This window comes from Kribbella sp. NPDC004138 (assembly GCF_053603655.1).
Window position 1 is genome coordinate 62,602 of record NZ_JBSGFZ010000010.1, and the last position, 25,700, is coordinate 88,301.

Below are 25,700 nucleotides of genomic sequence, written 5' to 3' on the forward strand. Positions count from 1 at the left end.
ACAAGGCCTTCGGGTGCCGCGTCTTCGGGGGTGGTGGGTTCTGGTGGTGGTGTGGCCCGGGTGGCTGAGGTTGTGGTGGTGGGGGCGGGGCCGGCTGGGGTCGCGGCTGCGCTTGCGGCGGGGGATGCCGGGGCTGAGGTGTTGCTGGTCGACAGCGGGCGAGCCGTCGGCGGACAGTACAACCGGCAGCTCCCGGCCGAGTTCGCAGCGCAGCGACCGGATCGCCTGCAGCACGAATGGAAGGCGTTCGCGCGCCAGCGGGACAGGCTGCAGGGACATCCACGGATCACCTACCTTCCGGAGACTTCGGTATGGGCGGTGGAAGGTCTCCGACTCTGGGCACAGACCGGACCGGCCGACGCGAGCGGCCGGCAGCCGTTCCCCATCGACGCCAAGTCCGTCGTGCTGGCAGCCGGTGCCTTCGATCGCGTGCTGCCCTTCCCCGGCTGGGATCTACCGGGCGTGTACACGGCCGGCGCCGCCCAAGCCCTGGCGAAGGGACAGCGGATCGCCGTCGGCCGTCGCGTCCTGGTCGCCGGCACAGGTCCATTCCTGCTGCCGGTCGCCGAGTCCTTGATCGGCGTCGGTGCCCACGTCGTCGAGCTCCTCGAAGCCAACACGCTGACGACGGTCCGCAAGGGCTGGTCCACCGACCCATTGGTTGCCCGCAGCAAGCTTCGCGAGGCCGTCGGGTACGGCGCCCTGCTCGCCCGTCACCGGATTCCGCTCCGCCACGGCTGGACGGTGATCGCCGCCCACGGCACGAACCGCGTTGACTCCGCGACGATCGCCCGCCTCAGCAGCGATTGGCGCCCGATCCGCGGCACCGAACGCCGGGTGGACGTCGACGCGATCTGCGTAGGCTTCGGCTTCACCGCGAACCTGGAGCTAGCGGTCTCCGCCGGCTGCACCATCACCACGGCCCCCGACGGCGGCCCAGCCGTAGCCGTCGACGCTGGTCAGCAAACGAGCACCCCTGGCGTCTTCGCAGCCGGCGAACTCACCGGCATCGGCGGCGCCGCCCTCTCCACCGCAGAAGGCACCCTCGCCGGCACCGCAGCGGCCCACTACACCCAAACCCTCGCCACCCCACCCCCCGCCACCGAGGCGTCCGCGGCTGTTGTGAAGGGGCGGCGGTTCGCGGCTGCCCTGGCCAAGGCTTATCCCGTGCGGGACGGGTGGAAGAGCTGGAGTGACGCGGACACGCTCGTCTGCCGGTGTGAGGAAGTGACCCGGGGACAGCTCGAAACCGCCGCCGGCGAGCGGGGGCTCGACGATGGGCGGGCGATGAAGCTGAGCAGTCGCGCGGGGCTCGGGATGTGTCAGGGGCGGGTGTGCTCGCGCACCGTCGCCGCCCTGCTGGCCAAGCCGGGCGACGCACCGCAACCAAGCATGAAAAGACCGATCGCCGTACCAGTGAGGCTGCGGGATCTGGCGGCGGCCGAGGTCGCGCCATCACCGGAAACCAGGGAGGAACCATGAGCGAGAAGTTGGACGGCGTGATCGTCGCGACCGCGTTGCCGTATGCCGAGGACGCGTCGGCGCCGGCGGGGCTGCGCCCCGACCTCGACAAGTACGCCGAGCACTGCCGCTGGCTGGTCGACAACGGCTGCCGCGGCGTCGGGCCGAACGGGTCGCTCGGTGAGTACTCGTCGCTCACCGACGACGAGCGCCGGGCCGTGGCGAAGACCGCGATCGAGGCTGTCGGCAATGACGGTGTCGTGGTCGTCGGCGTCCACGGCGTCGGTTCGCACCAGGCCCGCGCCTGGGCGGAGAAGGCGGCCGAGGACGGTGCGGACGGCGTGCTCTGCCTGCCGCCGACCATGTACCGCGCGAACCGCGGCGAGGTGATCGCGCACTTCACCGAGGTCGCGAAGGCCGGACTGCCGGTGATGGTCTACAACAACCCGCTGGACACCAAGGTCGACCTGACGCCGGACCTGCTCGCCGAGATCGCGCAGATCGAGAACATCGTCGCGGTCAAGGAGTTCTCCGGTGACGTCCGGCGGATCCTCGAGATCCGCGAGCTGGCCCCCGACCTGGCTGTGATCGCCGGTGCCGACGACCTCACCCTCGAGGCGCTGCTGATGGGCGCGACCGGCTGGTTCGCCGGTTTCCCGAACGTGTTCCCGAAGGAATCGGTCCGGTTGTTCGAGCTCGCCACGCAAGGCAAGCTGGAGGAGGCCCGCGCGTTGTACGAGCCGCTGGTCGCGGCGTTCCGGTGGGATTCGCGCACCGAGTTCGTCCAGGCGATCAAGTACGGCATGGACTACGTCGGGCGGTTCGGCGGTCCGTGCCGGCCGCCGCGCGGACCGCTCGTCCCCGAGCACATCGCGCAACTGGAGCAGGACATGAAGAAAGCAGTGGAGTCACTCGTATGAGGTCCGTCCGGACGATCACCGCCATCGACTCGCACACCGAGGGCATGCCGACCCGCGTCGTCACCGGCGGGGTCGGCGTGGTGCCGGGTGCGACGATGGCGGAGCGCCGCGAGTACTTCATCAAGCACCTCGACGACCTGCGGTTGTTCCTGATGAACGAGCCGCGAGGCCACGCCGCGATGAGCGGGGCGATCCTGCAGCCGCCGACCCGGTCCGACGCGGACTGGGGCGTGCTGTACATCGAGGTCTCCGGTCTGCTCCCGATGTGCGGTCACGGGACGATCGGCGTGGCCACGGTGCTGGTCGAGTCCGGCATGGTCGAGGTGACGGAACCACAGACGTTGGTCCGGCTGGACACGCCGGCCGGGCTGGTCGTCGTCGACGTTGCCGTGAGCAACGGCCGCGCGGAGCACGTGACGTTGCGCAACGTCGCGTCGTATGCGCATGCCCTCGACGCCTCGGTGGACGTGCCCGGGCTGGGCAAGGTCACGTACGACCTGGCGTACGGCGGGAACTTCTACGCGGTCCTGCCGATCGAGCAGCTCGGCATCCCGTTCGACCGGGCGGAGAAGGACCGCATCCTGAAGGCCGGGCTGGACATCATGGACGCGATCAACGCCACCGACCGTCCGGTGCATCCGCTCGACCCCGGCATCAACGGGTGCAAGCATGTGCAGTTCACGGCGCCGGGGCTCGACGGCGCCGACTCGCGGAACGCGATGGCGATCCACCCCGGCTGGTTCGACCGTTCGCCGTGTGGGACGGGGACCTCGGCGCGGATGGCCCAGCTCCACGCCCGCGGCGAGCTCGCCCTGGACACCGACTTCGTCAACGAGTCCTTCATCGGCACGCGCTTCACCGGCCGTCTCGTCGAGGAGACGACCGTCGGGCCGCGTCCTGCCGTCGTCCCCACGGTCACCGGCCGAGCCTGGATCACCGGCACCGCCAACTACCTCCTCGACCCCGACGACCCTTTCCCTACAGGCTTCGTGCTGTAGTCGGCGCGGCGAACGCACAGCCGCCGCTGTCAATCCTCGGGGCGACACTGGCCGACGTGGCCCAGTGCCATGTCGAGCGCCAGTTCCAGCGGTTGGACATCATGTGTGGCCTGAGACAGCAGCAGGCCACCTTGTAGCGCGGCCATCACCGCGGTCGCGAGCGCTTGCGGGTCGGCGTCCTGGGACAGTTGGCCGTCGTCGCGCATCGCGCGGAATCCGTCGAGCAGGTACTCCTCCCACTCGGCGAAGCATGCCGCCAGGACTCGACGGGCCGACTCCGAGCGGTCGGCGAGCTCGCTCGACAGCGAGCCCAGCGGGCAGCCCCCCACTCCGCCGGTGGCGCGAGTGGTCTCGACGACGTGATCGCGCCACCGCTGCAGACCGTCCCACGACCGCGCTGCACGCAACTCTGTTCCCTGCCCGGCGATGATCTTGGCGAGCTGGTTGCGGATGACCTCCAGGATGAGCGCGTCCTTGTCGGCGAAGTAGTGGTACAGCTGCGACTTGCTGGTGCCGGTCGCCGCCATGATGTCGTCGAGGCTGGTGCCTGCCACGCCTTGGTCGTACACGAGGTCGGTGGCGCCCGCGATGATCCGTGCGCGCGTCACGGAGCCGCGCGCGGTCAGACGCGCCGTGCCCCGATGGATCTTCGTTGCCATGATCGCAGCGTACGGCGGATTGGACTTGAGAGTCCAATTCTGTGGTACCAACATGGACCATTCAGTCCAATGTTGGGCATCAGAGAGGAATATCGTGTCTCGTCTGCGCAATGGCCAGCACTTCCCGTCCCTGTCGCTCCCCGCCGTCGGCGGTGGAACCGTCTCCCTGCCGGACGATCTCGCCGTCTCGTTCGGCGTCGTCCTGATCTACCGCGGCTCGTGGTGCCCGTACTGCAACGCGCAGCTCGCCGCGTTCTCACGTGCGTCCGAGACGCTCGCGGAGCTGAACGCCAAGGTTGTCGCGTTGTCGGTGGACGACGGGCCGACCAGCGCCGCCCTGGTCGAGAAGCACAAGTTGAAGTTCCCAGTGGCACACAGCGCGGACCCCGACACGGTGTCGAAGGCGACGGGTGCGTACGTCAGCGCCGATCACCGCTACCTGCAGTCGTCCGGCTTCGTCCTCGATCCCCAGGGGAACGTCATCACGGCCGTGTATTCGAGCGAGGCCATCGGTCGCCTGGTCGCGGACGATGTCATCGGCTTCCTCCGCTATCTGAAGGCCCACGAGGGCTGAGATGACGACCAAAGAGCAACGCCGTGCCCTCGGTCTCGTGGCTCTGGCAGCAGTACTGGCCAACGCCTCGTGGTTCAGTGCGACCGCGATCGTGCCGGCGCTCGAGGACCAGTGGCACCTGACCGCAGACGGTGCCGCCTGGCTGGTGGTCGTCGTTCAGATCGGTTTCGTGACCGGCAGCGTGGGCGCGGCGATGCTCAACCTTCCCGACCGCTTGCAGCCGCATTGGCTGATCGCCGGTTCGTCGGTTGCCGCCGGACTGTGCAACCTGGCATTGCTGCTGACACATGGGCTGGCTCTCGCCCTGCCGATCCGTCTGCTGGTCGGCATCGCGCTGGCAGGGGTCTATGCCCCTGCCGTGCGGCTGGTAGCTACCCATTTCGAGCGCGGGCGTGGCGTGGCGACCGGCGTGGTTGTCGGCGGGCTCACCCTGGGGTCGGGGACTCCGCACCTGGTGCGGGGCCTTGGTCACGTTCCCTGGCAGGTGACGATCGCCGTCACCTCCGTTCTCGCCGGCCTGGGCGCAGTAGCGATCTCGACGGTGCGCTCCGGGTCGGCGGCCGTATCGTCGCCTCCGCTCGATGTCGGCGCCGCGGTCCGGGCTCTCGCCAGTGAGCGACCGCTGCGGCTGGCCACGATGGGTTATCTCGGGCACATGTGGGAGCTCTATGCCTTGTGGAGCTGGCTGGCCGCGTTCTTCGTTGCCGCAAGGGCGGACTCACGACCTGGTCCTGCTCAGACCGGAGTCGTGACCTTCCTTGCGATCGGGGTGGCCGGGCTGCTCGGAGCTGTGGTGGCGGGACGGCTCGCCGACCGACTGGGGCGCACCACGATCACCAGCGCGGCGATGCTTCTCAGCGCCGCGTGCTGCCTCGCGAGCCCACTGATCTACGGCGCGGCGCTACCGGTGCTCGTGGTGGTTCTGCTCATCTGGGGTGCGGCTGTGATCGCCGACTCCGCACAGTTCTCTGCAGCCGTGACGGAGCTGGCTGAGCCGCGTTACGCGGGTTCGGTGCTCGCGCTGCAGCTCGCCCTCGGCTTCACGCTCACCATCGTGAGCATCCGGCTCGTGCCCCTCGCCGTCAGCCTTGCCGGCTGGCGTTACGCGTTGCTGCCATTGGCGATCGGGCCGCTGCTCGGAACGGTTGCCATGCTGCGGTTGCGTCGGCTGCCGGCGGCGCTGGCTCTCGCCAACGGACGACGCTGACTGGGTGCAGGCGTTACCGGTGGAGTTGGGACTGCCAGTTGGTGGGCACCTTGCCGCCGGGGACCGGCTGGTTTTCGGGGCGGGCGGCCGGTGGGGCGAGGTCTGGGCCGTCGTAGTACTGGGACTCGCCGTAGTGCCAGAACCAGTCCTCGCCGGGCTCGAAGCTGCGGACGATCGGGTGGCCGCTCTCGGCGGCGTGGGCGGAAGCGTGCTGGGCGGGGGAGGAGTCGCAGCAGCCGATGTGACCGCACTGCGCGCACCGGCGGAGGTGGAACCACCAGCCGCCGGCCTGCAGACACTCGACGCATCCGGTGCCGCTCGGGGGAACTGTGCTGTCGATGCCTGGCGTTCCAGAACTGTCCGTCATACCGGACATCCTCACCTGTCCCCGGCTCCCGGACAAGCAACGTCCGCGGTCACTCGGGCCAGGACGAGTTCTTGATGACGTCCACGAAATCGCCGCGGTGGAAGCCCGGTACGAAGTGCTCCAGTACGTCGGCCTTCACATTGCCGAAGGTGGTCGACGGGCGGTCCTGGATACCTTCGGTGAACGCGGCGAGGATGCGGTTCTTGAAGTCGGGACGCGGGTGCGCGGCGGTCACGGCGTCGCGCTCGGCGTCGGTGACCGCGTCGTATCCGATGCCGAGGACATCGAGTTCGACGCCGCGGGTGACGAGGGCGATCTCGGCGGACAGGTGCAGCGGGATCTCCGGTGTGGTGTGCAGCGCGATCGCCGTCCACACGCGGTCGGCGGCGTCGTCGCTGATGCCGCGCCGCCGCAGGAAGCTCCGGGCCTCGTCGGCGCCGTCGATCTCGAAGCGCTGGTCCGTCCGGCGGTAGCGCTCGGTCAGGCCGAGGTCGTGGAACATCGCGCCGACGTACAGCAGTTCCGGGTCGAATGAGAGGCCCTGCGCCCGGCCGCGGAGGGAGCCGAACAGGTACACGCGGCGGGAGTGGTCGAAGAGCAGGGGTGACGCGGCGTCGCGGACGAGGTCGGTCGCTTCGCGGGCGAGGGCGCTGTCAGGGATCTGGATGCCGGCGATGGTTTCGGTCATGCCTTCAGGGTCTTGGTCCGGAGTACGCTGACGCCATGTCCAAATCGCCAGGTGAACCACAGATTCGGACACACCGGGTCGCGTTCGTCGTGTACGACGGGGTGACGCTGCTCGACGTGACCGGACCGCTCGAAGTCCTCCACCAGGCCAACCTGGTCACGGCCGATCGGTGGGGTGGGCGGGTGCGGTACGAGTCGGTGCTTGTGTCTGCGGGTGGTGGGGAGGTGACTGCTGCCTCGGGTGTGGTGCTGGCGGGGGTGGTCCGGGCTGCTGACGTCGGCGTGGTCGACACCGTGGTGGTGGCTGGGGCAGATGACCTTGTACGCGGGGTGCCGGACGAGGTGCTTCAGGTGACGGCGATGTTGGCGGACGGGGCCGGGCGGGTGGCGTCGGTGTGCAGTGGGGCGTTTGTGTTGGCGGCGCTCGGGATGCTGGACGGGCGGCGGGCGACGACGCACTGGCGGCATGCGGCGGCGATGGCGCGGCAGTATCCGATGGTGGAGGTGCTGCCGGACGCGCTCCACGTCACCGACGGGCGGTACCTGACCTCGGCGGGGATCAGCGCCGGCATCGACCTCACACTCGCCCTGGTCGAGGCAGACCACGGCTCCGAGACGGCCCGAGCCGTGGCGCGTGAACTCGTCGTCTTCATGCAGCGCCCCGGCGGTCAGTCGCAGTTCTCGACCGCGATGGCGACCCGGCCGCCGCGCACCGATCTGCTGCGGGCGCTCGCCGACATCGTCGTCGCGGACCCGGCTGCTGACCACAGCCTGCCGAACCTGGCCGCCGCGGCCGCGGTCAGTCCGAGGCATCTGACCCGGTTGTTCCAGAGCGAGTTCAACACGACGCCCGGCCGGTGGGTCGAGCGGGTACGGCTGGACCGGGCGCAACAGCTCCTGCTCGACGGGCACAGCATCACCACGGCAGCACGCCTCAGCGGACTCGGCAGCGACGAGACGTTGCGCCGGGCGTTCGCACGTCATCTCGGTACGACGCCGACGGAGTACCGCCGCCGCTTCCAGGCCGCACAATCCGACGAGGAAGAGGACAGAACCCGTCCCCTACTGTCGTCAGACTCGAGGTATGAACAAGCCAAACGGTAAGTCGACGATCACGCCCTACATCGTGGCGAAGGGCGCGGACGCCTTCCTCGAGTTCGTGGAGCGCACCTTCGAGGTCAAGACGAGCGGACGGTTCCCGAACCAGGACGGCACGGTCGGCCACGCCGAGATCACCGTCGGCGAATCGGTGCTGATGACCTTCGACGCGGCGGAGGACTGGCCGGACACCCCGAGCTTCCTGAGCGTGTACGTCGAGGATGTCGAGCGCACCTATCAGCGGGCCCTCGACGCCGGCGCCACCGTGGTGACCGAGCTGATGTACTCCGGCATCACGGGCGACCGCGGTGGCCGGGTGAAGGACCCGGTCGGCAACATCTGGTGGCTCCAGACCCACGTCGAGGACGTCCCCGAGAGCAAGGCCCGCGAGCTCTTCGCGGACCCCGACGAACTCGCCGTCATGCGCATCGCCCAGGACACCTTCGCCGCCGAGATGCACAGCCGCGTCAAGAACTGAGCAACCGCAAGACTGCCGGCGAGTTCAGCTGGACGGCGGGCCGTAGCCGCCACCGCCCGGGGTCTCGATGACGAAGATGTCGCCGGTGGACAACTGCACGGAGTCGCAGCCGTCCATCTCGGTCACGGTGCCGTCCGTGCGTTCGATCCACTGGTGGCCGAGGCTTCCCGGGCGGCCGCCGGCCATTCCGTACGGCGGTACGCGGCGGTGGCTGGCGAGTGTGGTCACGGTCATCGGCTCCAGGAAGCGGAGCATGCGGCGACCGCCGTTACCGCCGCGCCACCGGCCGTCGCCGCCGCTGCCCTCGCGGATCTCGAAGCTCTCCAGCCGTACCGGATACCGCCACTCCAGCACCTCGGGATCGGTGAGCCGTGAGTTCGTCATGTGGGTCTGCACCACGTCGGCGCCGTCGAAGCCGGCGCCGGCGCCGGAGCCACTGGCCACCGTCTCGTAGTACTGGTAGCGCTCGTTGCCGAACGTTACGTTGTTCATCGTCCCGGACCCCTCCGCCTGGACACCGAGTGCGGCATACAACGCGCCGGTGACCGCCTGCGAGACCTCGACGTTGCCGGCGGCAACCGCCGCGGGGTACTCCGGCGACAGCATCGAGCCCGGTGGGATGATCACCCGCAGCGGCTCCAGGCAACCCGAATTCAAGGGGATCTCGTCGTCTACCAGCGTGCGGAACACATACAGCACTGCAGCCATCACGACCGACGACGGCGCGTTGCCGTTGTTCGGCTGCTGTGCGGAGGTGCCGGTGAAGTCGATCTCGGCGGTGCGCGCGCCGGCATCCACGCGGACCGACACCTCGATCCGCGCGCCCGAGTCGAGCTCGTAGCTGTACCGGCCGTCGCGGAGCGTCGGAATGACCCGCTGGACTGCTTCGGTGGCGTTGCGGCGGACGTGTTCCATGTACGCCGACACGACGTCGAGTCCGAAGTGGTCGACCATTGCGAGGAGCTCTTCGACGCCCTTCTCGTTGGCCGCGACCTGAGCGCGCAGATCGGCGATGTTCGTGGTGGGATTGCGTGAGGGGTACGCCGCGGAGCCGAGCAGTTCGATGGTTTCGGGCTCTCGCAGTACACCGCCGGAGACGAGCAGCCAGTTGTCGATCAGCACCCCTTCCTCCTCGATGTGCGTGCTGTCCGCGGGCATCGATCCCGGTGTGATCCCGCCGATCTCCGCATGATGGCCGCGGGAGGCGACGTAGAACAGGATCTCCCGTCCGGCCCGGTCGAAGACCGGCGTCACCACCGTGACGTCGGGAAGGTGGGTGCCGCCGCGGTAGGGGTTGTTGAGCACGTAGGTGTCGCCCGGCGCCATCCGTCCGGCGTTGCCGGCGATGACCATCCTGATGCTTTCGCCCATCGAGCCGAGATGGACGGGGATGTGCGGGGCGTTCGCGATCAGGTTGCCCTCGGCATCGAACAGTGCGCAGGAGAAGTCCAGGCGCTCCTTGATGTTCACCGACTGCGAAGTGCTCTGCAGCCGCACACCCATCTGCTCGGCGATCGACATGAACAGGTTGTTGAAGATCTCCAGCATCACGGGGTCGGCCTCGGTCCCGATCGCTCGCTGGACAGGCCGGGCGGTCACCCGGCTCAACAGCAGGTGGCCGAGGTCGTTCACTACGGCACGCCAGCCAGGCTCGACCACGGTCGTCGCGTTGTCCTCGGCGATGATGGCCGGCCCGTCCACGGCATCGCCGGGAACGATATCGGCGCGTCGGTAGAGGTTCACGTCCGTCCATGAGCCGGCTGAGAACATCGGCACGCTCGCTACCGCCTGCAGAGCGCTGTCCTCGCGGGTCCGCTGGTCCCAGGTCGCCGCACTGTCTCCGGCCGCGCCCAGCAGCTCGAGTGACACCGCTTCGACGACAATCTGCTTGCCGGGCATCAAGAACGAGAACCGTCGGCGATAGGCCGCCTCGAACTCCGTCACCATCGCATGCACGGTGCCGGTCGACACGGCCACTGCCGTGTCCGTGCCGTCGTAGCGCAGCAAGGCCCGGCGGATCGCGGTGATCCGTTCGGCCGGGACGCCTTCGCGCTCGAGCTCGGCGGCGGCGTCGGCCTGGAGTTCGTCGAGGACCTTCGAGAGCTCCGGGAGTACGGCGTCGTTCAGGGGCGCCTCGACCGCCCGCTCGCGGAGGGCTGCGACGTCGGCGAGCCCCATGCCGTAGGCCGACAGGACCCCGGCGAGCGGGTGGATCAGTACTTCGGTCATGCCCAGCGCATCGGCGACGGCGCACGCGTGCTGGCCGCCCGCGCCGCCGAACGTCGCCAGCACGTACCGGGTGACGTCGTACCCGCGCTGGACCGAGATCTTCTTGATCGCGTTCGCCATGTTCGCGACCGCGATGTCGGCGAACCCGGCCGCAACCTGCTCGGGGCTCCGTCCGTCGGCGATCGCCTCGGCCAGCTCGGCGAACTTCCGGCGTACGACGTCCGCGTCGAGGGGCTGATCGCCGTGGTCGCCGAAGACCGCGGGGAAGAAGTCCGGCTGGACCCTGCCGAGCATGACGTTCGCGTCGGTGACCGTGAGCGGACCGCCCTTGCGGTACGACGCCGGGCCGGGATCCGCGCCTGCCGAGTCCGGTCCCACCCGGTACCGGCTGCCGTCGAAGCTGAGGATCGATCCGCCGCCGGCCGCCACCGTGTGAATGCTCATCATCGGCGCCCGCATCCGGACTCCGGCGACAAGGGTCTCCAGTTCGCGCTCGAACTCACCCGCGTAGTGCGACACGTCGGTGGACGTGCCGCCCATGTCGAATCCGATCACCCGGTCGAACCCGGCGGCCGTGGTGGTGCGCGCCATCCCCACGACGCCGCCGGCGGGGCCGGACAGGATCGCGTCCTTGCCACGGAACAGATGTGCTTCGGTCAGGCCGCCGTTGGACTGCATGAACATCACCCGTACGCCGTCCAGCTCGGCCGCCACCTGATCCACGTATCGGCGCAGGATCGGCGAGAGGTAGGCGTCGACGACCGTGGTGTCACCTCGCGACACGAGCTTCATCAACGGGCTGCACTCATGAGACAGCGAGACCTGGGTGAAGCCGATCCGTCGCGCGATCTCACCGATCGCCACCTCGTGCCGGGTGTGGCGGTACCCGTGGACGCAAACCACGGCGACTGATCGCAAGCCGTCGTCGTACGCCTGCTGCAGGTCCCGTGCCACTGCTTGCTCGTCGAGCGTGACGACGACCTCGCCGTCCGCCGCGACGCGCTCGTCCGCTTCGATCACCCGGGAGTAGACCAGCTCGGGCAGCACGATCTCGCGGGCGAAGATCCGCGGGCGGTTCTGGTAGGCGATCCTGGGTGCGTCCCGGAATCCCTTGGTGATGACCAGCGCCGTCGGCTCACCCTTGCGCTCGAGCAAGGCGTTGGTGGCGACGGTCGTACCCATTTTGACGACTTCGATCCGGTCGGTCGGCAGGGGCTCGCCGGCGGACACACCGAGGAGCTGCCTTATGCCCTCGACGGCTGCGTCCCGGTAGCGGCCGGGGTTCTCGGACAGCAGCTTGTGGGCGACCACCGCGCCGTCGGGCCGCCGGGCGACGACGTCGGTGAACGTGCCGCCACGATCGATCCAGAACTCCCACTTCGCTGCCACGCGATCCCGCCTTTCGCCTGCGTTCCGTGCCACCGAGAGTAGGGATTGTTCAACAATCCTGCAAGAGGTTCGTTCCACCAGATTTCCCCGCTGCGCGCGGCGTGGGCGATGATGCAGGGGTGGGTACGGGTGAGACGGACGACGACGGCCGGCAGGCCTGGCTGCGAGGGGTCGCGGCCGACGTGGCGCGGCTGGACCGCAGCAGCTCGGCCGAGCGTGCGGCCGACATTCTCCGTCGCAGTATCACGGAGGGTGCCCTGCCGCCCGGTGCGCAGCTGTCCGAGGTCGAGCTGACCGAGGTCCTGGAGGTCAGCCGGAACACACTGCGGGAGGCTTTCCGGCTGCTCACTCACGAGGGTCTGCTGGTCTACAAGCTGCACCGCGGGGTGTTCGTCCCAGAATTGGACGAGCATGACGTGGTCGATCTGTACAGGCTCCGCCGGGTGCTCGAGGTGGACGTCGTCCGGGCGTTGGGTGAGCGCGATCCAGAGGTGCCTGCGAGTCGGCTCGAGCCGTTGCTGGACGATGTCGAGGCGGCCGAGGCGGCCGCGCTGGCGGATCGCTGGCCGGCAGTCGGCACCGCGAACATGCGGTTCCACGAGCACCTGATCGGGCTCGCCAACAGCGCCAGGCTGAACGCGATCACCAGTCAGTTGCAGGCCGAGTTGCGGCTGGTCTTCCACGTGATCGCGACGCCGCGGGAGCTGCACGAGCCCTATATCGCGCGAAACCGCAGCCTGTTCGAGCTGTTGGAGGCCCGCAAGTACGAGCAGGCCGCCGCAGACCTGCACCAGTACCTGCTCGACTCCGAGGCCGGCATCCTCACCGCGTTCCGGGATAAGGGCTTGCGCGGGCCCGCGCAGACCTGAGTTGATGAGCTGACACTGACAGCTGTAAAGGGGAGCTCAGCTCATGACCGATGACGCCCGGACCGACCAGACGCCGAAGTCCTACCGCCCGATCGACGCCAAGGGGTTCCGGGAGTTCATCTCTCGCGGCTGGGGGCCGGTGGACCGCTCGGTGACGGTGCCGGAGGGGCTCGCCGAGGCGGCCGCGGAGCATCGGCGCAAGCTCGCCGCCGCGCTACCGGGACGCCGGATCGCGCTCGCGGCCGGCCGGGCGCCGGTCCGGTCGAACGACACCGACTACCAGTTCCGCGCCGACAGCGACTTCGTCTGGCTGACCGGCTGCCAGGCCGAAGGCGCCGTCCTGGTCATCTCCGGGGACGGCGACGCGACGCTCTACCTGCGCGAGACGGCCGGCCCGGACGAGGCGGACTTCTTCGCGAACGCGCGTGACGGTGAGCTGTGGATCGGCCCGGTGCCGGGCCTGAAGGACTGGTCGGACGCACTGCAGATCGCCTGCCGCCCACTCGAGGAACTGCCCGCGGCGGTGCGCGGCGCGGTTCCGTTCATGCTGTCGGTGCCGGGTGTCGAGCCGATGCTGGACGCCTTGGTGCGGACCTCGCCGACCGACGGCAACGCGTTGCGCCAGACGCTCGCCGAGCTGCGCCGGATCAAGGACGACTGGGAGCTGGACCAGCTGCGCGAAGCGGTCGCCGCGAGCGTGCTCGCGTTCGGTGACGTGGCGCGGGAGCTGCCGGAGGCGATCCGCGGCGGCGGCGAGCGCTGGCTGCAGGGCACCTTCGACCGCCGCGCGCGGACCGCGGGCAACGGCGTCGGCTACGCGTCGATCGTTGCCGCTGGCAAGCACGCTCCGGTGCTGCACTGGGTCCGCAACGACGGCCCGGTCAACGAGGGCGACGTGATCCTGCTGGACGCCGGCGTCGAGACCCGCACCCTCTACACCGCGGACGTGACCCGGACCTTCCCCGCCACCGGTGAGTTCACGGCGGCCCAGCGGCAGGTGCACGACCTGGTGCACAAGGCGCAGCTCGCGTCGCTCGAGGCCGTCAAGGTCGGTGCGCCGTACCGCGCCTTCCAGTACGAGGCCCTGCGGGTGCTGGCCGAAGGCCTGCGTGACTGGGGCCTGCTGGACGCGTCGATCGATGAGTTGCTCGGCCCGGACGGGCAGCAGCACCGGCGGTACATCGTCTGCGGGACCGGGCACTACATCGGCCTCGACGTGCACGACTGCGACGCGTCCCGGCCGGAGGCGTACTTCGCCGGCACCATCGAAGCCGGGATGGCGCTCGCGGTCGAGCCCGGCCTGTACTTCCACCCGAACGACGAGACCGTCCCGCCGGAGCTGCGCGGTATCGGCATCCGGATCGAGGACAACGTCGTGGTCCACTCCGACCGCCTGGAGATCCTCACCGAGGACCTGCCGATCACCACGGACGGTCTCGAGCAGTGGACCCGGTCGCACCTCGCGGCGAAGTAATCAAAATTACTCGTTACGGCCAGTAACGTTTGCCGCGGGAGCCCCGATGTAGAAGGCGGGGGAGGGTCGAACTCGGCCGGCGTGTGGGAGTGGGGGGCCTCTGATCACACGCCAGGCCGAGTCGGCCCTGGACTGGGGCCAAAGGGGGAACCCGGGATCCCTGGGTACGGGGGAGTTACACCATGAACCTGCGTGTGCGAGTAGTGAACTGCGGCAGCCGGCACTGGTACGCCGACATCGACGACGCCGACGATCCGCAACCGGACGACCCGTTCTGGTACGTCGACAACTGCCGGACCCAGGCGCAGGCGCTGGAGAGCGCCTGCGCCGAGCTCCGGCTGATGGCGGGGCGACTGGTCCGCGGCGATCACCTGGACCGGGTCCTCGAAGTCACCGGCGTGCCGGTCTGACCCGCTACCCCGCCGGTGGTACGGCGGCGCAGCTGCTGCCGCGCTCGGGTACGTCCTTCGCGATCAGGTAGTCGTCGACTGCGCTCTGCATGCACGAGCTCTTCGTGTAGCTGCCGTGCCCCCAGCCCTGGTAGGTCAGCAGTACGCCGTTCCGCCCGAGCTGGCGCTCCACGCTCTGTGCGAACGAGTAGCCGGTCGCCGGGTCGTGGATCGCGTTGGCGAGCAGTACCGGTGTCTTGAGCCCACGTACCTTCAGCTGGTGCTGCGGGTTGTTCGCCGGCGGAGAGCCGAGACAGATCGACACTGCCATCAGCTGACCGGGATAGCGCAGGTCCTGGTTGTTGCGGGCGAGCCGCTGCAGGTGTGCGGCGTACTCGCGGTAGTCGCGGACCGGCAGGTTCCAGTCCTGGCAGAAAACGGCCAGGGGATACGCGCCGGTCTGCGTGGGCTTCGGGGGAGTCACACCGGCCTTCAGCAGCTCGGCCAGTGCAGCCCACTTCGGTTCGTAGAGCGCACGGAACACCGAGTAGCTCAAGGTGAACGGATCCGGCGACGTGGCCAGCAGGTCCGCCCAGCGCGCGTGGATGTCGGTGCCGTGCAGTGCACAGTTCGTCGTCGCGTCGCACCATTTCACGAACTCGTCGAACGAGTCCTGTCCCGCGGACGCCTGCTCGTCCAGGAAGTCACGCGTCGGGGCGGAGCTGTGGTCGATGACGCTCTCCAGCACCATCGCGCGGACGCGGTGCGGGTACGTCTCGGCGTACTGCGCTCCGAGCAGGGTCCCGTACGAGCTGCCGTGGAACGAGATCGTGGACTCGCCGAGCGCCCGCCGTACGGCGTCGATGTCGCGCACCGTCTGCCAGGTGTCGATGTGGTCGTACAGCGGGCCGGTGTGTTCACGGCAGTCCGTGGCGAGCTGCCGGTTGTAGTTGATGGTGGCGGTGAACTCGGCCGCGCTCCTGATGACCGGCGACGGCTGCTTGTTCAGCAGGTCGGCGGAGCACTTCACCGGGTTGCTGCGTGCCACACCGCGCGGGTCGAAGCTGACGATGTCGAAGCGGTCCTGCAGGTCCGTGCTGAACCGGTTGATCCCCGTCTTGATCCGGTCGACCCCGGAATCACCCGGGCCGCCCGGGCCGAACACGAGCACCCCGACCCGCTCGCTCGGCTCCGATGCCTTTCTCCGGGCCAGTGCGAGGCCGAAGGTGGGCCCGCCCGGGTTCCGCCAGTCGACAGGCAGTTGCAGGGTCGCGCACTGCGAGCCCTCCACCACCGCGGGATCGTCCTTGCCCTCAGGTTTGCAGTCGGCCCAGTGCAGCGGCGGGCTGGTCGCGGAGGCGGTGGCCGTCAGCCCGGCGCCTGCGACGCCGAGTACTACTGCGCCGGCCAGGGCGCGTCGGATGAACGTCATGCCGACGATCCTTCGGGCAATCGCTTGCTGGCGGCATCGGGGACGAGCCCCGGATGACCCCGATCACGGCTTGGGGGCCTTGTTAGGGTCGGTCGTGATGAGTACCAAACATGCGGCGTGGTTCCGGACGGTGGCGATCGCCGAGGCGATCTCGTGGACCGGACTGCTGATCGGGATGCTGTTCAAGTACGTGCTGTCCGACAACGAGATCGGGGTGAAGATCTTCGGGCCGATCCACGGCGGCATCTTCGTCGTCTACGTGGTCACCGTGCTCGCCGTACGCGGTCCGTTGCGCTGGTCCTGGCCGGTGACGCTGGCCGCGCTGGCGGCAAGCGTTCCCCCGTTGTTCACCTGGTTCTTCGAGATCTGGGCGGTCCGCACCGGCCGGATTGACGCGGCCCCGCGGACCCCCGTACCGTCCACAGCATCAGCAAACTCAACAGCCGCATGAACCCGTGCGGGAGAGACCCGGACACGAACCGGGCGCCGTAGGAGCAACTCTCCCCAAGAATCTCTCAGGCACCTTCACCGCGCGGGCGAGGCACCTCTGGAAGGCATCCGCCTGACAGAGCGGGGAGGACACCAAACGGTCAACGGCGACCGGAAGGAACCTCCACACGATGGCGATCAGCGTCTTCGACCTGTTCAGTGTCGGGATCGGCCCGTCGAGCTCCCACACCGTGGGACCGATGCGCGCCGCCCGGACCTTCGCGCTCGGCCTCGCCGACGACGGCCTGCTCGCCGCGACGGCGACCGTCGAGGCCCAGCTCTTCGGCTCGCTCGGCGCCACCGGGCACGGCCACGGCAGCAACAAGGCCGTCCTGCTCGGGCTCGAGGGAGCCGACCCGGAGACCGTGGTCACGCACTCGGTCGACGCCCGCGTCGAGACGATCCACGAACGCGGCCGGATCCTGCTGGCCGGCACTCACGAGATCGCGTTCGACGAGAACACCGACCTGCTGATGCACCGCCGCAAGGCCCTCCCGTACCACCCGAACGGGATGATCTTCGTGGCCCGCGACGCGGCCGGCGCGGTGCTGCGGGAGCGCACCTACTACTCGGTCGGCGGCGGGTTCGTCGTCGACGAGAACGCCGCCGCGGGGGACCGGATCGTACCGGACACCACCCCGCTGAAGTACCCGTTCACGACCGGTGCGGAGCTGCTCGACCGGTGCCGGGAATCGCAGCTGTCGATCAGCGAGGTGATGCTCGCGAACGAGCTCGCCTGGCGGACCGAGGACGAGGTCCGCGACGGCCTGCTGCACATCTGGCAGGTGATGCAGGACTGCGTCCGCGAGGGCTGCGAGACCGAGGGCATCCTGCCCGGCGGGCTCAAGGTGCCGCGCCGGGCGCACGCGCTGCACAAGAAGCTCAGCCAGGACCCGTGGTCGGTCGACCCGCTCAAGGTGATGGACTGGGTGAACCTGTTCGCGCTCGCCGTCAACGAGCAGAACGCCTCCGGCGGCCGGATCGTCACCGCGCCGACCAACGGCGCCGCCGGCATCATCCCGGCCGTCCTGCACTACTACCGGCGCTTCGTGCCCGGGGCGACCGAGGACGGCGCGGTCCGGTTCCTGCTGACGGCCGGCGCGATCGGCGTGCTCTACAAGGAGAACGCGTCGATCTCCGGCGCCGAGGTCGGCTGCCAGGGCGAGGTCGGGTCCGCCTGCTCGATGGCCGCGGCCGGTCTCTGCGAGGTCCTGGGCGGCACGCCGCAGCAGGTCGAGAACGCGGCCGAGATCGCGATGGAGCACAACCTCGGCCTGACCTGCGACCCGGTCGGCGGGCTGGTGCAGATCCCGTGCATCGAGCGGAACGCGATGGCCTCGGTGAAGGCGATCAACGCGGCCCGGATGGCGATGCACGGCGACGGCGTGCACGTGGTCACCCTCGACAAGGTCATCAAGACCATGCGCGAGACCGGCGCGGACATGAAGATCAAGTACAAGGAGACCTCCCGCGGCGGCCTTGCCGTCAACGTCATCGAGTGCTGACCCCCTGATCACCCCGTGATCACCAGGGGATGGTTCCGTGCAGGCTCAGGTACTCCGCGGTCGGCCCGTCCTTGTCGATCATGGCGAGCCGGACGATGATGTCCGCGCCCTCCTCGACGGTCTGGTAGCCGGTGCGGCCGTTGAAGTCGGTCGCGGTGTAGCCCGGGTCGACGGTGTTGATCCGCAGGTTCGGCAGCTGCTTCGCGTACTGCACCGTCAGCATGTTGAGCGCCGCCTTCGAGGCGCCGTACGCCGGGGCCGGCACCCACACCGGCACCGTGTCGATCGCGTCCGCCTGCACCGCGGCGGCGATCGAGCCGAGCCCGCTGGACACGTTCACGATCACCGGGTCGGCGCTGCGCTCGAGCAGCGGCAGGAACCGGTGGATCATCCGCACCGGCCCGTAGACGTTCAGGTCGAACACCTGATGGAACTCGTCGGCCGTCAGATCCCGGGCCTCCTTGAACGGACCGGGGATGCCGGCGTTGTTGATCAGTACGTCGAGCTCGGTGAGCTGTTCCGCGGCGGCGTCGACCGATTCGTCGCTGGTGACGTCCAGCGGGAGGTAGTGCGCGCCGAGTTCGTCCGCGGCCTGCTTGCCGCGCTGGGGATCCCGGGCGCCGACGTACACGGTGTGTCCGGCCTCGACCAGCCGGCGGGCGGTTTCGTATCCGAGGCCCCGGTTGGCCCCGGTGATGAGTGTCGTGGTCATGGCTCCACCCTCGCGCCGGGGTTCCGGACCAGGTAGTACCCGCGGTGTCCTAGGGAATGGCAGTACCAGGCTGATCAGCCGCCGGGCCGGGATACTGGAGGACATGGGCGAGCTCGGCAGGACGTTGCACGCGTGGCGTGATCGCGTGACGCCGTCGGAGGTCGGCCTGCCGTCGGGTGGGAAGCGCCGGGCGCCGGGGCTGCGGCGCGAGGAGCTGGCGCAGCTCGCCGGGTTGTCGGTCGACTACGTCGTGCGGCTGGAGCAGGGCCGGTCGGAGTCGCCGTCCGTCCAGGTGCTGACCGCGCTGGCCCGCGCGCTCCGGCTGTCCGATGCCGAGCGCAACCATCTGTTCGTGCTCGCGGGCGAGGTCGAGCCGTCGCCGGGACGCATCTCGGCGTACATCCCGCCGGGGGTGCAGCGGATCGTCGACCAGTTGGAAGGCGCGCCGTTGTGCGTCTGCGACGCCGCCTGGACAATCATCACCTGGAACCCGCTGTTCGCGGCGATGATCGGCGATCCGTCGACGTGGCAAGGCCGGTGGCGGAACATCATCTACCTGCATTTCGCCGGCTCGGGCGACCGCGTCGTGCAGACCGCCGACCAGCAGCGGGACTTCCGGGTCGCAATGGTCACCGACCTGCGCGCCTCCCTCGCCCGCTACCCGCACGACCCGGACCTGACGGCGTTGATCGAGGAGCTCCGGACCGGGTACGACGAGTTTGCGCAGCTGTGGGACCAGCCCGTCGTCGGTTTCCACCAGACCGAGCGCAAGACCATCCGGCATCCCGACGTCGGCACCTTCGACATCGACTGCGACGTGCTCGCCGTCCCGGGCAGCGACCTGCGCATCGTCGTCTACACGGCCGCGCCCAACAGCGAAGCCGCCGAGAAGCTCCGCCTGCTGTCGGTGATCGGCCTGCAGGCCCTTACCTGAGCAGCGCCGCCACCGCCGTCGGGTCCTCGACCTGCGCGTTGTGCCCGAGGCCGGGTAGCGTGACGACCTGGTCGTGCAGGGCGTGCAGTTCGGCGTCGCTGTTCATCGGGTCCCGCTCGCCGCGCGCGAGCACCACCTCGGCCTGACTCGCCGCGATCAGCGTGGGCATGTCCGGCGCGCCGACACCGAAGGTCCCGGGATCCAGGGCGAGACGCCAGCGGCCGTTGTCTTCCAGCAGACCGTGGTCCACGACGGCGTCGGCCAGGTCCACGAGCCCTTGGAGGCCGGAGACCCTGAGGAATCGCGCGGCTGCCTCGTCGCGGCTCTCGAACCACGCGACCGGCTTCTGCGCCAGCGCGTTCGCCCGCCCGAGGTCGTCGGCCGTCCAGCTCACTCTCACTCCGAGCGCGACGACCCGGCTCACCGTGACGTCGTACCGTCCGCTCGCCAGCTCGAGTGCGATCACGCCGCCGAGCGAATGACCGAGCACGACGACGTCCCGGCGTACCGGAAGATCTGCGGCGATCGCCGCGGCCATGGCGGCGAAGGTGTACGACGGGAGCGCGGCCGCCGAGCCGTGGCCGGGGAGGTCGGGAGCGTACGCGGCATCCGGCCAGGCGTCCCAGACCCGGCCGTTGGCTCCCAGACCGTGCAGCAGCACCAGATTCATGAGAGCAGGTTGGCAGAGGAAAACGGCTGGTGTGATGCAGATCGGCGCGTTGTCAGCTAACGCACCGCATTCCTACGAATGCGTAAGTGGTTCAGAATTACTAGACTATTGAGTTTCTCCGTGGAATTTCTTCCACCTACTGTTTGAAACTACTCGTCAACCGATACCCTCCGGGACTTGTGAATCCAATTTCTGCCACGGCTTCCCGCCGTCCGCCCTGGCAGAACCCGCGACGTCGCCGCCAGGTCGCAGCCGGCGCCGGCCTGCTGCTGTCCTGCTACCTCGCGCTGGTTCTCGTCGCCCTGCTCGGCGGCCCGCGGATCGGTGCGGGCTTCCTGCCGTTGCCCGGCGGCGGACCCGAGCCGGCCGCGCCGATCGCCGGCCCGCAGCCGGGCGAGCCGACGCAGAACGTCGCCGTGCTCCCGCCCCACACCAGCACGACCCCGGCGGCCACGCCCGGCGTCACGCCGACGACGGTGCCGACGCCGTTGCCGAGCGCAACCAAGACGGGCGAGGTCCAGGTGCCGGTCGGTCTCAGCACGCCGTACCCCACGCCCGCCGAGGGCACGCCGACGCCGCAGATCGTGCAGACCACCGAGCCGACCATCCCGGTCGCGACGAAACGGCCGCCGACAGTACCGACCGCGCCGCCGTCCACCGACCCGACCACGACGCCGACCAGCCGTCCGAGCACGTCGACGAGCCCGACGGCATCCCCGACCAGCACCACGCCGAGCACTCCGCCATCGACACCTGACAACCCCGATCAGCCCTCCGGGGGCCTCGGCGGCATCCTCGGCCACCTGCTCGACAAGCTCGGCCTCTAGTAGGCCTCGACCTCGGTGGTGTCGGCGTTGCCGCCCGGCCGGGGCTGGAGATTGACCTGCCAGGCCTGGTTCTTGCCGAAGGTCTGGTCGAACTTCTTGAACGTGCAGTCCGCGAGGAACCTGCGGTGGTCGGCGTCCCAGTCCGTGCCGCTCTTGAAGTACAGGCGGTACGCGCCGGAGATCCGGTTCACGGTCGCCGACTGGGTCGCCCGGAGGTAGACCATCACCTGTGGACTCCCGGGTGGCTGCCCGTCGCCGACGATCGAGATCGCCACGTCCTTGGACGTACCGTTGGTGATCTTGAGCCGGCCGATTCCGTTCGCACCCCGCCGTACCAGCACGTCGCCGTTGTCGGGCCGTGTCTGTTCCGGCGCCGGACCCGGATCAGGGAGCGTCTTGCCGAACGTCAGCCGGAGTCGCTGCAGCTGCGCGAGCGCGGTGCCGAGGTCGGTGCGCAGCTGTCGCTGCACCTTCTGAGAGGTGTACGCGGTGCCGCCGCAGCGTGCGTCCTCCTCGGTCTTCTGCACCGAACTCGTCAGCCGCGTCGCCGCGACGCCGATGCGTTCCTGGAGCAGGGCGTGGGCCCCGGTCAGCCGCGACGCCACCGTCAGCGCGGCGAGCCGGACCCCGACCGTGTTGAGCGACACCGCAAGGCTGCTCATCGCCTCGCTCAAGCCTTCGGCCGTCCGGACCCGGGTCAGCGCTCGCGCCGGACCGGCCAGCACCTGGTCGATGCGGGTCAGCTCGGCCTGGTAAGCCGCCGTATCCAACGGACCGGCGGTCGGTACCGATGACGCCGGCGCAGGCACGGCGCTGTTGGAAGCCGACGTGCCAGGGCTCGGCGCGGCCTCCGGCTTCCCGCCGCAGCCCGCAACCAGACACACCCCGATACTGAGCGCAAGCCAGCGCTTCATCCCCACCCCCAGGGTCTCCCCAACCCGTGAGCTGTCCAGGGTAAGGCATCAGTCCCGTGGTGCGGGACGGACGAACGGAAACGCCAGCGTGCTGCGGATGTTCTGGCCGGTCAGCATCATCATCACCCGGTCGACGCCGATGCCCAGACCGCCGGTCGGCGGCATCGCGTACTCCAGTGCCGACAGGAAATCCTCGTCCAGCGACATCGCCTCGGGATCGCCCGCGGCCGCCTTCAGGGACTGCTCGGTGAGGCGGCGCCGCTGCTCGACCGGGTCGACGAGTTCGGAGTACGCCGTCCCGATCTCGGCGCCGAACGCGACCAGGTCCCAGCGTTCGGCGAGGCGCGGATTCGTGCGGTGGTTACGGGTCAGCGGCGACGTCTCGAGCGGGAAGTCGGTGTAGAACGTCGGCAGCGTCGTGGCCGGCTCGACGAGTTCGTCGTACAGTTCGAGCACGAGCTCGCCGGCCGACATCTCGAAGGTCGTGTGGACGTTGTGCTCCGCACACAGCTCGCGGAGCCGCTCGACCGGCGTCTCCGAGTCGATCGCCGTACCCGCCGCCCGGCCGACCGCGTCGTGGACCGTGACGACCGGCCACTCCCCGGAGATGTCGATCTCCTCGCCGTCGCGGCGGACGACGGGCTTGCCGTACACCGCGGTGGCGGCCTCGATCAGCAGCTCGCGGGTGAGCTCGCGCATCACGTGATAGTCGGCGTACGGCTGGTAGGCCTCGACCGAGGTGAACTCCGGGTTGTGGGTCGCGTCCGCGCCCTCGTTGCGGAAGTTCCGGTTCAGCTCGAAGACCTTGCCCATCCCGCCGACGATCAGCCGCTTCAGGAACAGCTCCGGCGCGATCCGCAGGAACAGTTCGGTGTCGTAGGCGTTGATGTGCGTGACGAACGGCCGCGCGTTCGCGCCGCCGTGCACCGCCTGCAGCATCGGCGTCTCCACCTCGATGAACCCGCGGTTCTCGAACCCGTTGCGCAGCGCGCGGACGGCGGCGCTGCGCTGCTGCATCATCCGCAGCGAGTCCGGGTTCATCACCAGGTCGAGGTGCCGCTGCCGGACCCGCGCCTCGGGATCGGTGAACCCCTTCCGCTTGTCCGGCAACGGGTGCAGGCACTTCGCCGCCATCACCCAGTCCGTCGCCGCGACCGACAGCTCGCCGCGGCGGCTGGTCACGACCTCGCCGGTCACGCTCACGTGGTCACCGATGTCGACGAGCCGCCGCCACCGGTCCAGCGGTACGTCGCCGCAGGACGCGGCGGTGAGCATCACCTGCAGCTGGGCGAGCCCGTCCTGCAACTGGGCGAACGCGAGGCCGCCGTGGTTCCGCATCCGCAGCACGCGGCCGGTCACGGACACGGTGTGGCCGGTGTGGTGGTCCGGCGGCAGGTTCGGGTACCGCTCCCGGACGTGCTCCAGCGTCTCCGTCCGCGGTACCTCGACCGGGTACGGGTCGATGCCCGCGGCAACGAGCTCGGCGAGCTTCGTCCGGCGGATCTGCTCCTGTTCGGTGAGCTTGCGGGTCGGCAGCGCCGGCCGCAGCAACTCCTCTTCCTGTTCGTGGACGGCGGTCGCGAACGCGCGGCCGTCCGCGGCCATGATCGCGTGCCGCTCGGCCGTCTCGACGCTGTCGACGCGGGTCCACGGCCGCGGCGCGGGCAGGAAGCCCTCCGCGGTACCGGCCGCGAACACGACCTGCGCGAGCGACGCACCGCGCGAGTAACACATCAGCCGCGGCGACCAGCGCGGCAGGTACTTCTCGTTCGACTGGTACAGGCTCTCCAGCTGCCAGAAGCGTGAACCCGCGGTCAGCAACGCGCTCGTGAGCCGCAGCACCGGCCCGGCGCCGACTCGCTCGGCATCGCTGAAGATCTCCCGGAACATCGCGAAATTCAGCGAGATCCGGTGCACGCCGAGGTCCACGCAGGCGTCGACCAGCGACGTCACCATGAACTCCATCAAGCCGTTCACGGACTCGGGATCGCGCCGCATCAGGTCCAGCGACACGCCCCGGACACCCCACGGAGCGAACGAGAGCAGCCCGCGGACGGCGCCTTCGGCGTCCCGTGCGATCACCATCACGCAGCGCGCGTCGGCCGGATCGCCGAGCCTGCCGAGCGCCATCGAGAACCCGCGCTCGGTCCGGGCCCCGCGCCACTGCTCGGCGAGCTGGACGTACTGCGTCAAGGCCTCGGGCGACAGGTCCCCGTGCCGCACGACCTCGGCGTGGTACCCGGCCCGCTGGACCCGCGTCACCGCCTGCCGCACCGGCCGCATCGTCCGGCCTTCGAGCGTGAAGTCCGCGACGTCGATGATCGCCTCGTCGCCCATCGACAACGCGCGCAGCCCGGCGTCGACGTACGCCTGGGCGGCCTCCTCGCTCGCCGACAGGACGGCTGGCGACCAGCCGTACCGCCGGGCCTCGGTCAGCCAGCTCTGGATCGCCGCGGGCCAGGCGACCGGGTCGCCCAGCGGATCCCCGCTGGCCAGGCTGACGCCGTTCACCACCCGGTACGCGATCGCGGCGTCGTTGCCCGGTGCGAACACGACGGCCTTGTCGCGGCGCGTCGCGAAGTACCCGAGCGAGTCCCGCTCGCCGTGCAGCAGGAGCAGGCGCCGTACCTCGAGCTCCTCGGACTGGGTCAGGTACCGGACGCGCTGGACCGAGCGGAGGAAGATCCAGAACGCGATCACCAGCGAGGCCGCCGAGATCGCGCCGACGGTCAGGCCGATCCAGCCGTGGCCCTCGTGCCCGCCCATCTTGCTGCGGGACTGACCGAGCGCGGCGATCACGGCCCAGCCGATCTTCTGCCGCTGCCCGACGAGCGTGCGCGGGAAGAGCTGCGTGAGCGTGATGCTGACCGCGATCGAGATCAGCATGCCGAACACCAGCGCGCCGATCGCGAGCCGCCGGCTACCGGGCGCCAGCCGGGCCGGGAAGGCGCCCCGGATCTTCCACAGCAGGACGACGATCGCGGCCACCACGATCGCCTGGACGATGCCCCATTCCAGATCCTGGACACTGGCCGGACCGAAGTCGCGCAGCAGCTCCGCGTCGGTCGGGTTGGCGAGCCGGACGCTGGTGAACGCGATCCCGGCGACCTGGGCGAGGAACCAGAGCGCCTCGAAGACCCACAGCACCCAGAGCAGTGCGGCTCGCTTCCCGCGCAGCAACGCGCTGCCGACCACCGCGAGGTAGACCGCGGAGAAGATCGTGTGCCCGGCCGGGATCCCGACGAAGTCGAACGCGAAGTCGACGTGCTTGACGAGCTTCGGGGCGGCGACGTGCAACGGGATGGCGATGAACGACCACACCGAGGCAAGCACGACGACGCGGCCCACCCAGACCGCGGCCCGGTGCTGCCACGCCGGGATCACTGCTGCTTGTTCCGACCGCACCAGCCGATCATCC

General features: G+C 69.5%; 23 protein-coding genes and 1 riboswitch. Of the genes, 14 read left to right on the forward strand and 9 right to left on the reverse strand.

Annotated features, from left to right (window positions below):
* Positions 1–60 precede the first annotated feature (60 nt).
* The 3 genes from ACWEOO_RS16150 to ACWEOO_RS16160 are packed head-to-tail and all read left to right on the forward strand — an operon-like array spanning position 61 to position 3,379.
* Complete coding sequence (locus ACWEOO_RS16150; RefSeq protein ID WP_452143770.1) at positions 61–1,482, forward strand: FAD-dependent oxidoreductase; 1,422 nt, start codon at positions 61–63, stop codon at positions 1,480–1,482.
* Complete coding sequence (locus ACWEOO_RS16155) at positions 1,479–2,381, forward strand: dihydrodipicolinate synthase family protein (protein WP_363717459.1); 903 nt, start codon at positions 1,479–1,481, stop codon at positions 2,379–2,381. Before ACWEOO_RS16150 ends, ACWEOO_RS16155 begins: the two co-directional genes overlap by 4 nt.
* Entirely contained in the window at positions 2,378–3,379 is a 1,002-nt protein-coding gene (locus tag ACWEOO_RS16160) for a proline racemase family protein (RefSeq protein ID WP_452143621.1), read from the forward strand. Before ACWEOO_RS16155 ends, ACWEOO_RS16160 begins: the two co-directional genes overlap by 4 nt.
* A 29-nt stretch (positions 3,380–3,408) precedes the next feature.
* Here ACWEOO_RS16160 and ACWEOO_RS16165 read toward each other — a convergent pair whose 3' ends face one another.
* Positions 3,409–4,038 (reverse strand): TetR/AcrR family transcriptional regulator, encoded by a 630-nt coding sequence (locus tag ACWEOO_RS16165; protein WP_452143622.1) that lies wholly within the window; start codon positions 4,036–4,038, stop codon positions 3,409–3,411.
* A gap of 94 nt (positions 4,039–4,132) precedes the next feature.
* On the opposite strand from ACWEOO_RS16165, the gene ACWEOO_RS16170 reads away from it, so the two are divergent.
* Together ACWEOO_RS16170 and ACWEOO_RS16175 are read left to right on the forward strand one after the other, a co-directional pair.
* Positions 4,133–4,612, forward strand: coding sequence for a peroxiredoxin family protein (locus tag ACWEOO_RS16170; RefSeq protein ID WP_452143623.1), 480 nt, complete (start codon positions 4,133–4,135; stop codon positions 4,610–4,612).
* Position 4,613: 1 nt separating this feature from the next.
* Positions 4,614–5,819, forward strand: coding sequence for an MFS transporter (locus ACWEOO_RS16175; protein WP_452143624.1), 1,206 nt, complete (start codon positions 4,614–4,616; stop codon positions 5,817–5,819).
* A gap of 13 nt (positions 5,820–5,832) precedes the next feature.
* On the opposite strand, the gene ACWEOO_RS16180 is transcribed toward ACWEOO_RS16175, so the two are convergent.
* Together ACWEOO_RS16180 and ACWEOO_RS16185 are read right to left on the reverse strand one after the other, a co-directional pair.
* Positions 5,833–6,186 (reverse strand): UBP-type zinc finger domain-containing protein, encoded by a 354-nt coding sequence (locus ACWEOO_RS16180; protein WP_359931651.1) that lies wholly within the window; start codon positions 6,184–6,186, stop codon positions 5,833–5,835.
* A gap of 49 nt (positions 6,187–6,235) precedes the next feature.
* Positions 6,236–6,874, reverse strand: a complete 639-nt coding sequence (locus ACWEOO_RS16185; RefSeq protein ID WP_452143625.1) for an HD domain-containing protein — start codon at positions 6,872–6,874, stop codon at positions 6,236–6,238.
* Between the two features lie 35 nt (positions 6,875–6,909).
* On the opposite strand from ACWEOO_RS16185, the gene ACWEOO_RS16190 reads away from it, so the two are divergent.
* Positions 6,910–7,977 (forward strand): GlxA family transcriptional regulator, encoded by a 1,068-nt coding sequence (locus ACWEOO_RS16190; RefSeq protein ID WP_452143626.1) that lies wholly within the window; start codon positions 6,910–6,912, stop codon positions 7,975–7,977.
* Entirely contained in the window at positions 7,958–8,449 is a 492-nt protein-coding gene (locus tag ACWEOO_RS16195) for a VOC family protein (protein ID WP_452143627.1), read from the forward strand. Before ACWEOO_RS16190 ends, ACWEOO_RS16195 begins: the two co-directional genes overlap by 20 nt.
* Before the next feature lie 24 nt (positions 8,450–8,473).
* Here the strand turns inward: ACWEOO_RS16195 and ACWEOO_RS16200 are convergent, their stop codons facing one another.
* Positions 8,474–12,067, reverse strand: coding sequence for a hydantoinase B/oxoprolinase family protein (locus tag ACWEOO_RS16200; protein ID WP_452143628.1), 3,594 nt, complete (start codon positions 12,065–12,067; stop codon positions 8,474–8,476).
* A 119-nt stretch (positions 12,068–12,186) separates the two neighbouring features.
* On the opposite strand from ACWEOO_RS16200, the gene ACWEOO_RS16205 reads away from it, so the two are divergent.
* The 3 genes from ACWEOO_RS16205 to ACWEOO_RS16215 all read left to right on the forward strand — a co-directional run bounded on the left by ACWEOO_RS16205 (position 12,187) and on the right by ACWEOO_RS16215 (position 14,820).
* Positions 12,187–12,936, forward strand: coding sequence for a GntR family transcriptional regulator (locus ACWEOO_RS16205; protein WP_452143629.1), 750 nt, complete (start codon positions 12,187–12,189; stop codon positions 12,934–12,936).
* A gap of 43 nt (positions 12,937–12,979) precedes the next feature.
* The gene (locus ACWEOO_RS16210) at positions 12,980–14,410 is read left to right on the forward strand and encodes an aminopeptidase P family protein (protein WP_363712392.1); all 1,431 of its coding nucleotides are present in this window, start codon (positions 12,980–12,982) and stop codon (positions 14,408–14,410) included.
* Positions 14,411–14,592: 182 nt separating this feature from the next.
* The gene (locus tag ACWEOO_RS16215; protein ID WP_452143630.1) at positions 14,593–14,820 is read left to right on the forward strand and encodes a hypothetical protein; all 228 of its coding nucleotides are present in this window, start codon (positions 14,593–14,595) and stop codon (positions 14,818–14,820) included.
* 4 nt (positions 14,821–14,824) lie between these two features.
* On the opposite strand, the gene ACWEOO_RS16220 is transcribed toward ACWEOO_RS16215, so the two are convergent.
* Complete coding sequence (locus ACWEOO_RS16220) at positions 14,825–16,231, reverse strand: alpha/beta fold hydrolase (protein ID WP_452143631.1); 1,407 nt, start codon at positions 16,229–16,231, stop codon at positions 14,825–14,827.
* Between the two features lie 97 nt (positions 16,232–16,328).
* Here ACWEOO_RS16220 and ACWEOO_RS16225 point away from each other — a divergent pair, with 97 nt between their 5' ends.
* Both ACWEOO_RS16225 and ACWEOO_RS16230 read left to right on the forward strand, forming a co-directional pair.
* Positions 16,329–16,682, forward strand: coding sequence for a DUF3817 domain-containing protein (locus tag ACWEOO_RS16225; RefSeq protein ID WP_452143632.1), 354 nt, complete (start codon positions 16,329–16,331; stop codon positions 16,680–16,682).
* Positions 16,680–16,772, forward strand: a riboswitch (glycine riboswitch). (Overlaps the previous gene by 3 nt.)
* 79 nt (positions 16,773–16,851) lie before the next feature.
* Complete coding sequence (locus ACWEOO_RS16230; RefSeq protein ID WP_359931679.1) at positions 16,852–18,225, forward strand: L-serine ammonia-lyase; 1,374 nt, start codon at positions 16,852–16,854, stop codon at positions 18,223–18,225.
* 19 nt (positions 18,226–18,244) lie between these two features.
* On the opposite strand, the gene ACWEOO_RS16235 is transcribed toward ACWEOO_RS16230, so the two are convergent.
* Entirely contained in the window at positions 18,245–18,937 is a 693-nt protein-coding gene (locus ACWEOO_RS16235) for an SDR family NAD(P)-dependent oxidoreductase (protein ID WP_452143633.1), read from the reverse strand.
* Between the two features lie 103 nt (positions 18,938–19,040).
* Here ACWEOO_RS16235 and ACWEOO_RS16240 point away from each other — a divergent pair, with 103 nt between their 5' ends.
* A complete protein-coding gene (locus tag ACWEOO_RS16240) occupies positions 19,041–19,871 on the forward strand; it encodes a helix-turn-helix transcriptional regulator (RefSeq protein WP_452143634.1) in 831 nt (276 codons plus the stop codon).
* Here ACWEOO_RS16240 and ACWEOO_RS16245 read toward each other — a convergent pair.
* A complete protein-coding gene (locus ACWEOO_RS16245; RefSeq protein WP_452143635.1) occupies positions 19,864–20,541 on the reverse strand; it encodes an alpha/beta fold hydrolase in 678 nt (225 codons plus the stop codon). The genes ACWEOO_RS16240 and ACWEOO_RS16245 overlap by 8 nt on opposite strands.
* Positions 20,542–20,720: 179 nt before the next feature.
* Here ACWEOO_RS16245 and ACWEOO_RS16250 point away from each other — a divergent pair, with 179 nt between their 5' ends.
* Positions 20,721–21,368 (forward strand): hypothetical protein, encoded by a 648-nt coding sequence (locus tag ACWEOO_RS16250; protein WP_452143636.1) that lies wholly within the window; start codon positions 20,721–20,723, stop codon positions 21,366–21,368.
* On the opposite strand, the gene ACWEOO_RS16255 is transcribed toward ACWEOO_RS16250, so the two are convergent.
* Both ACWEOO_RS16255 and lysX read right to left on the reverse strand, forming a co-directional pair.
* Entirely contained in the window at positions 21,365–22,138 is a 774-nt protein-coding gene (locus tag ACWEOO_RS16255) for a hypothetical protein (RefSeq protein WP_452143637.1), read from the reverse strand. The genes ACWEOO_RS16250 and ACWEOO_RS16255 overlap by 4 nt on opposite strands.
* 192 nt (positions 22,139–22,330) lie before the next feature.
* Positions 22,331–25,687: a bifunctional lysylphosphatidylglycerol synthetase/lysine--tRNA ligase LysX gene (gene lysX, locus ACWEOO_RS16260; RefSeq protein WP_452143638.1), complete on the reverse strand. Its 3,357-nt coding sequence runs from the start codon at positions 25,685–25,687 to the stop codon at positions 22,331–22,333.
* Positions 25,688–25,700: the final 13 nt, after the last annotated feature.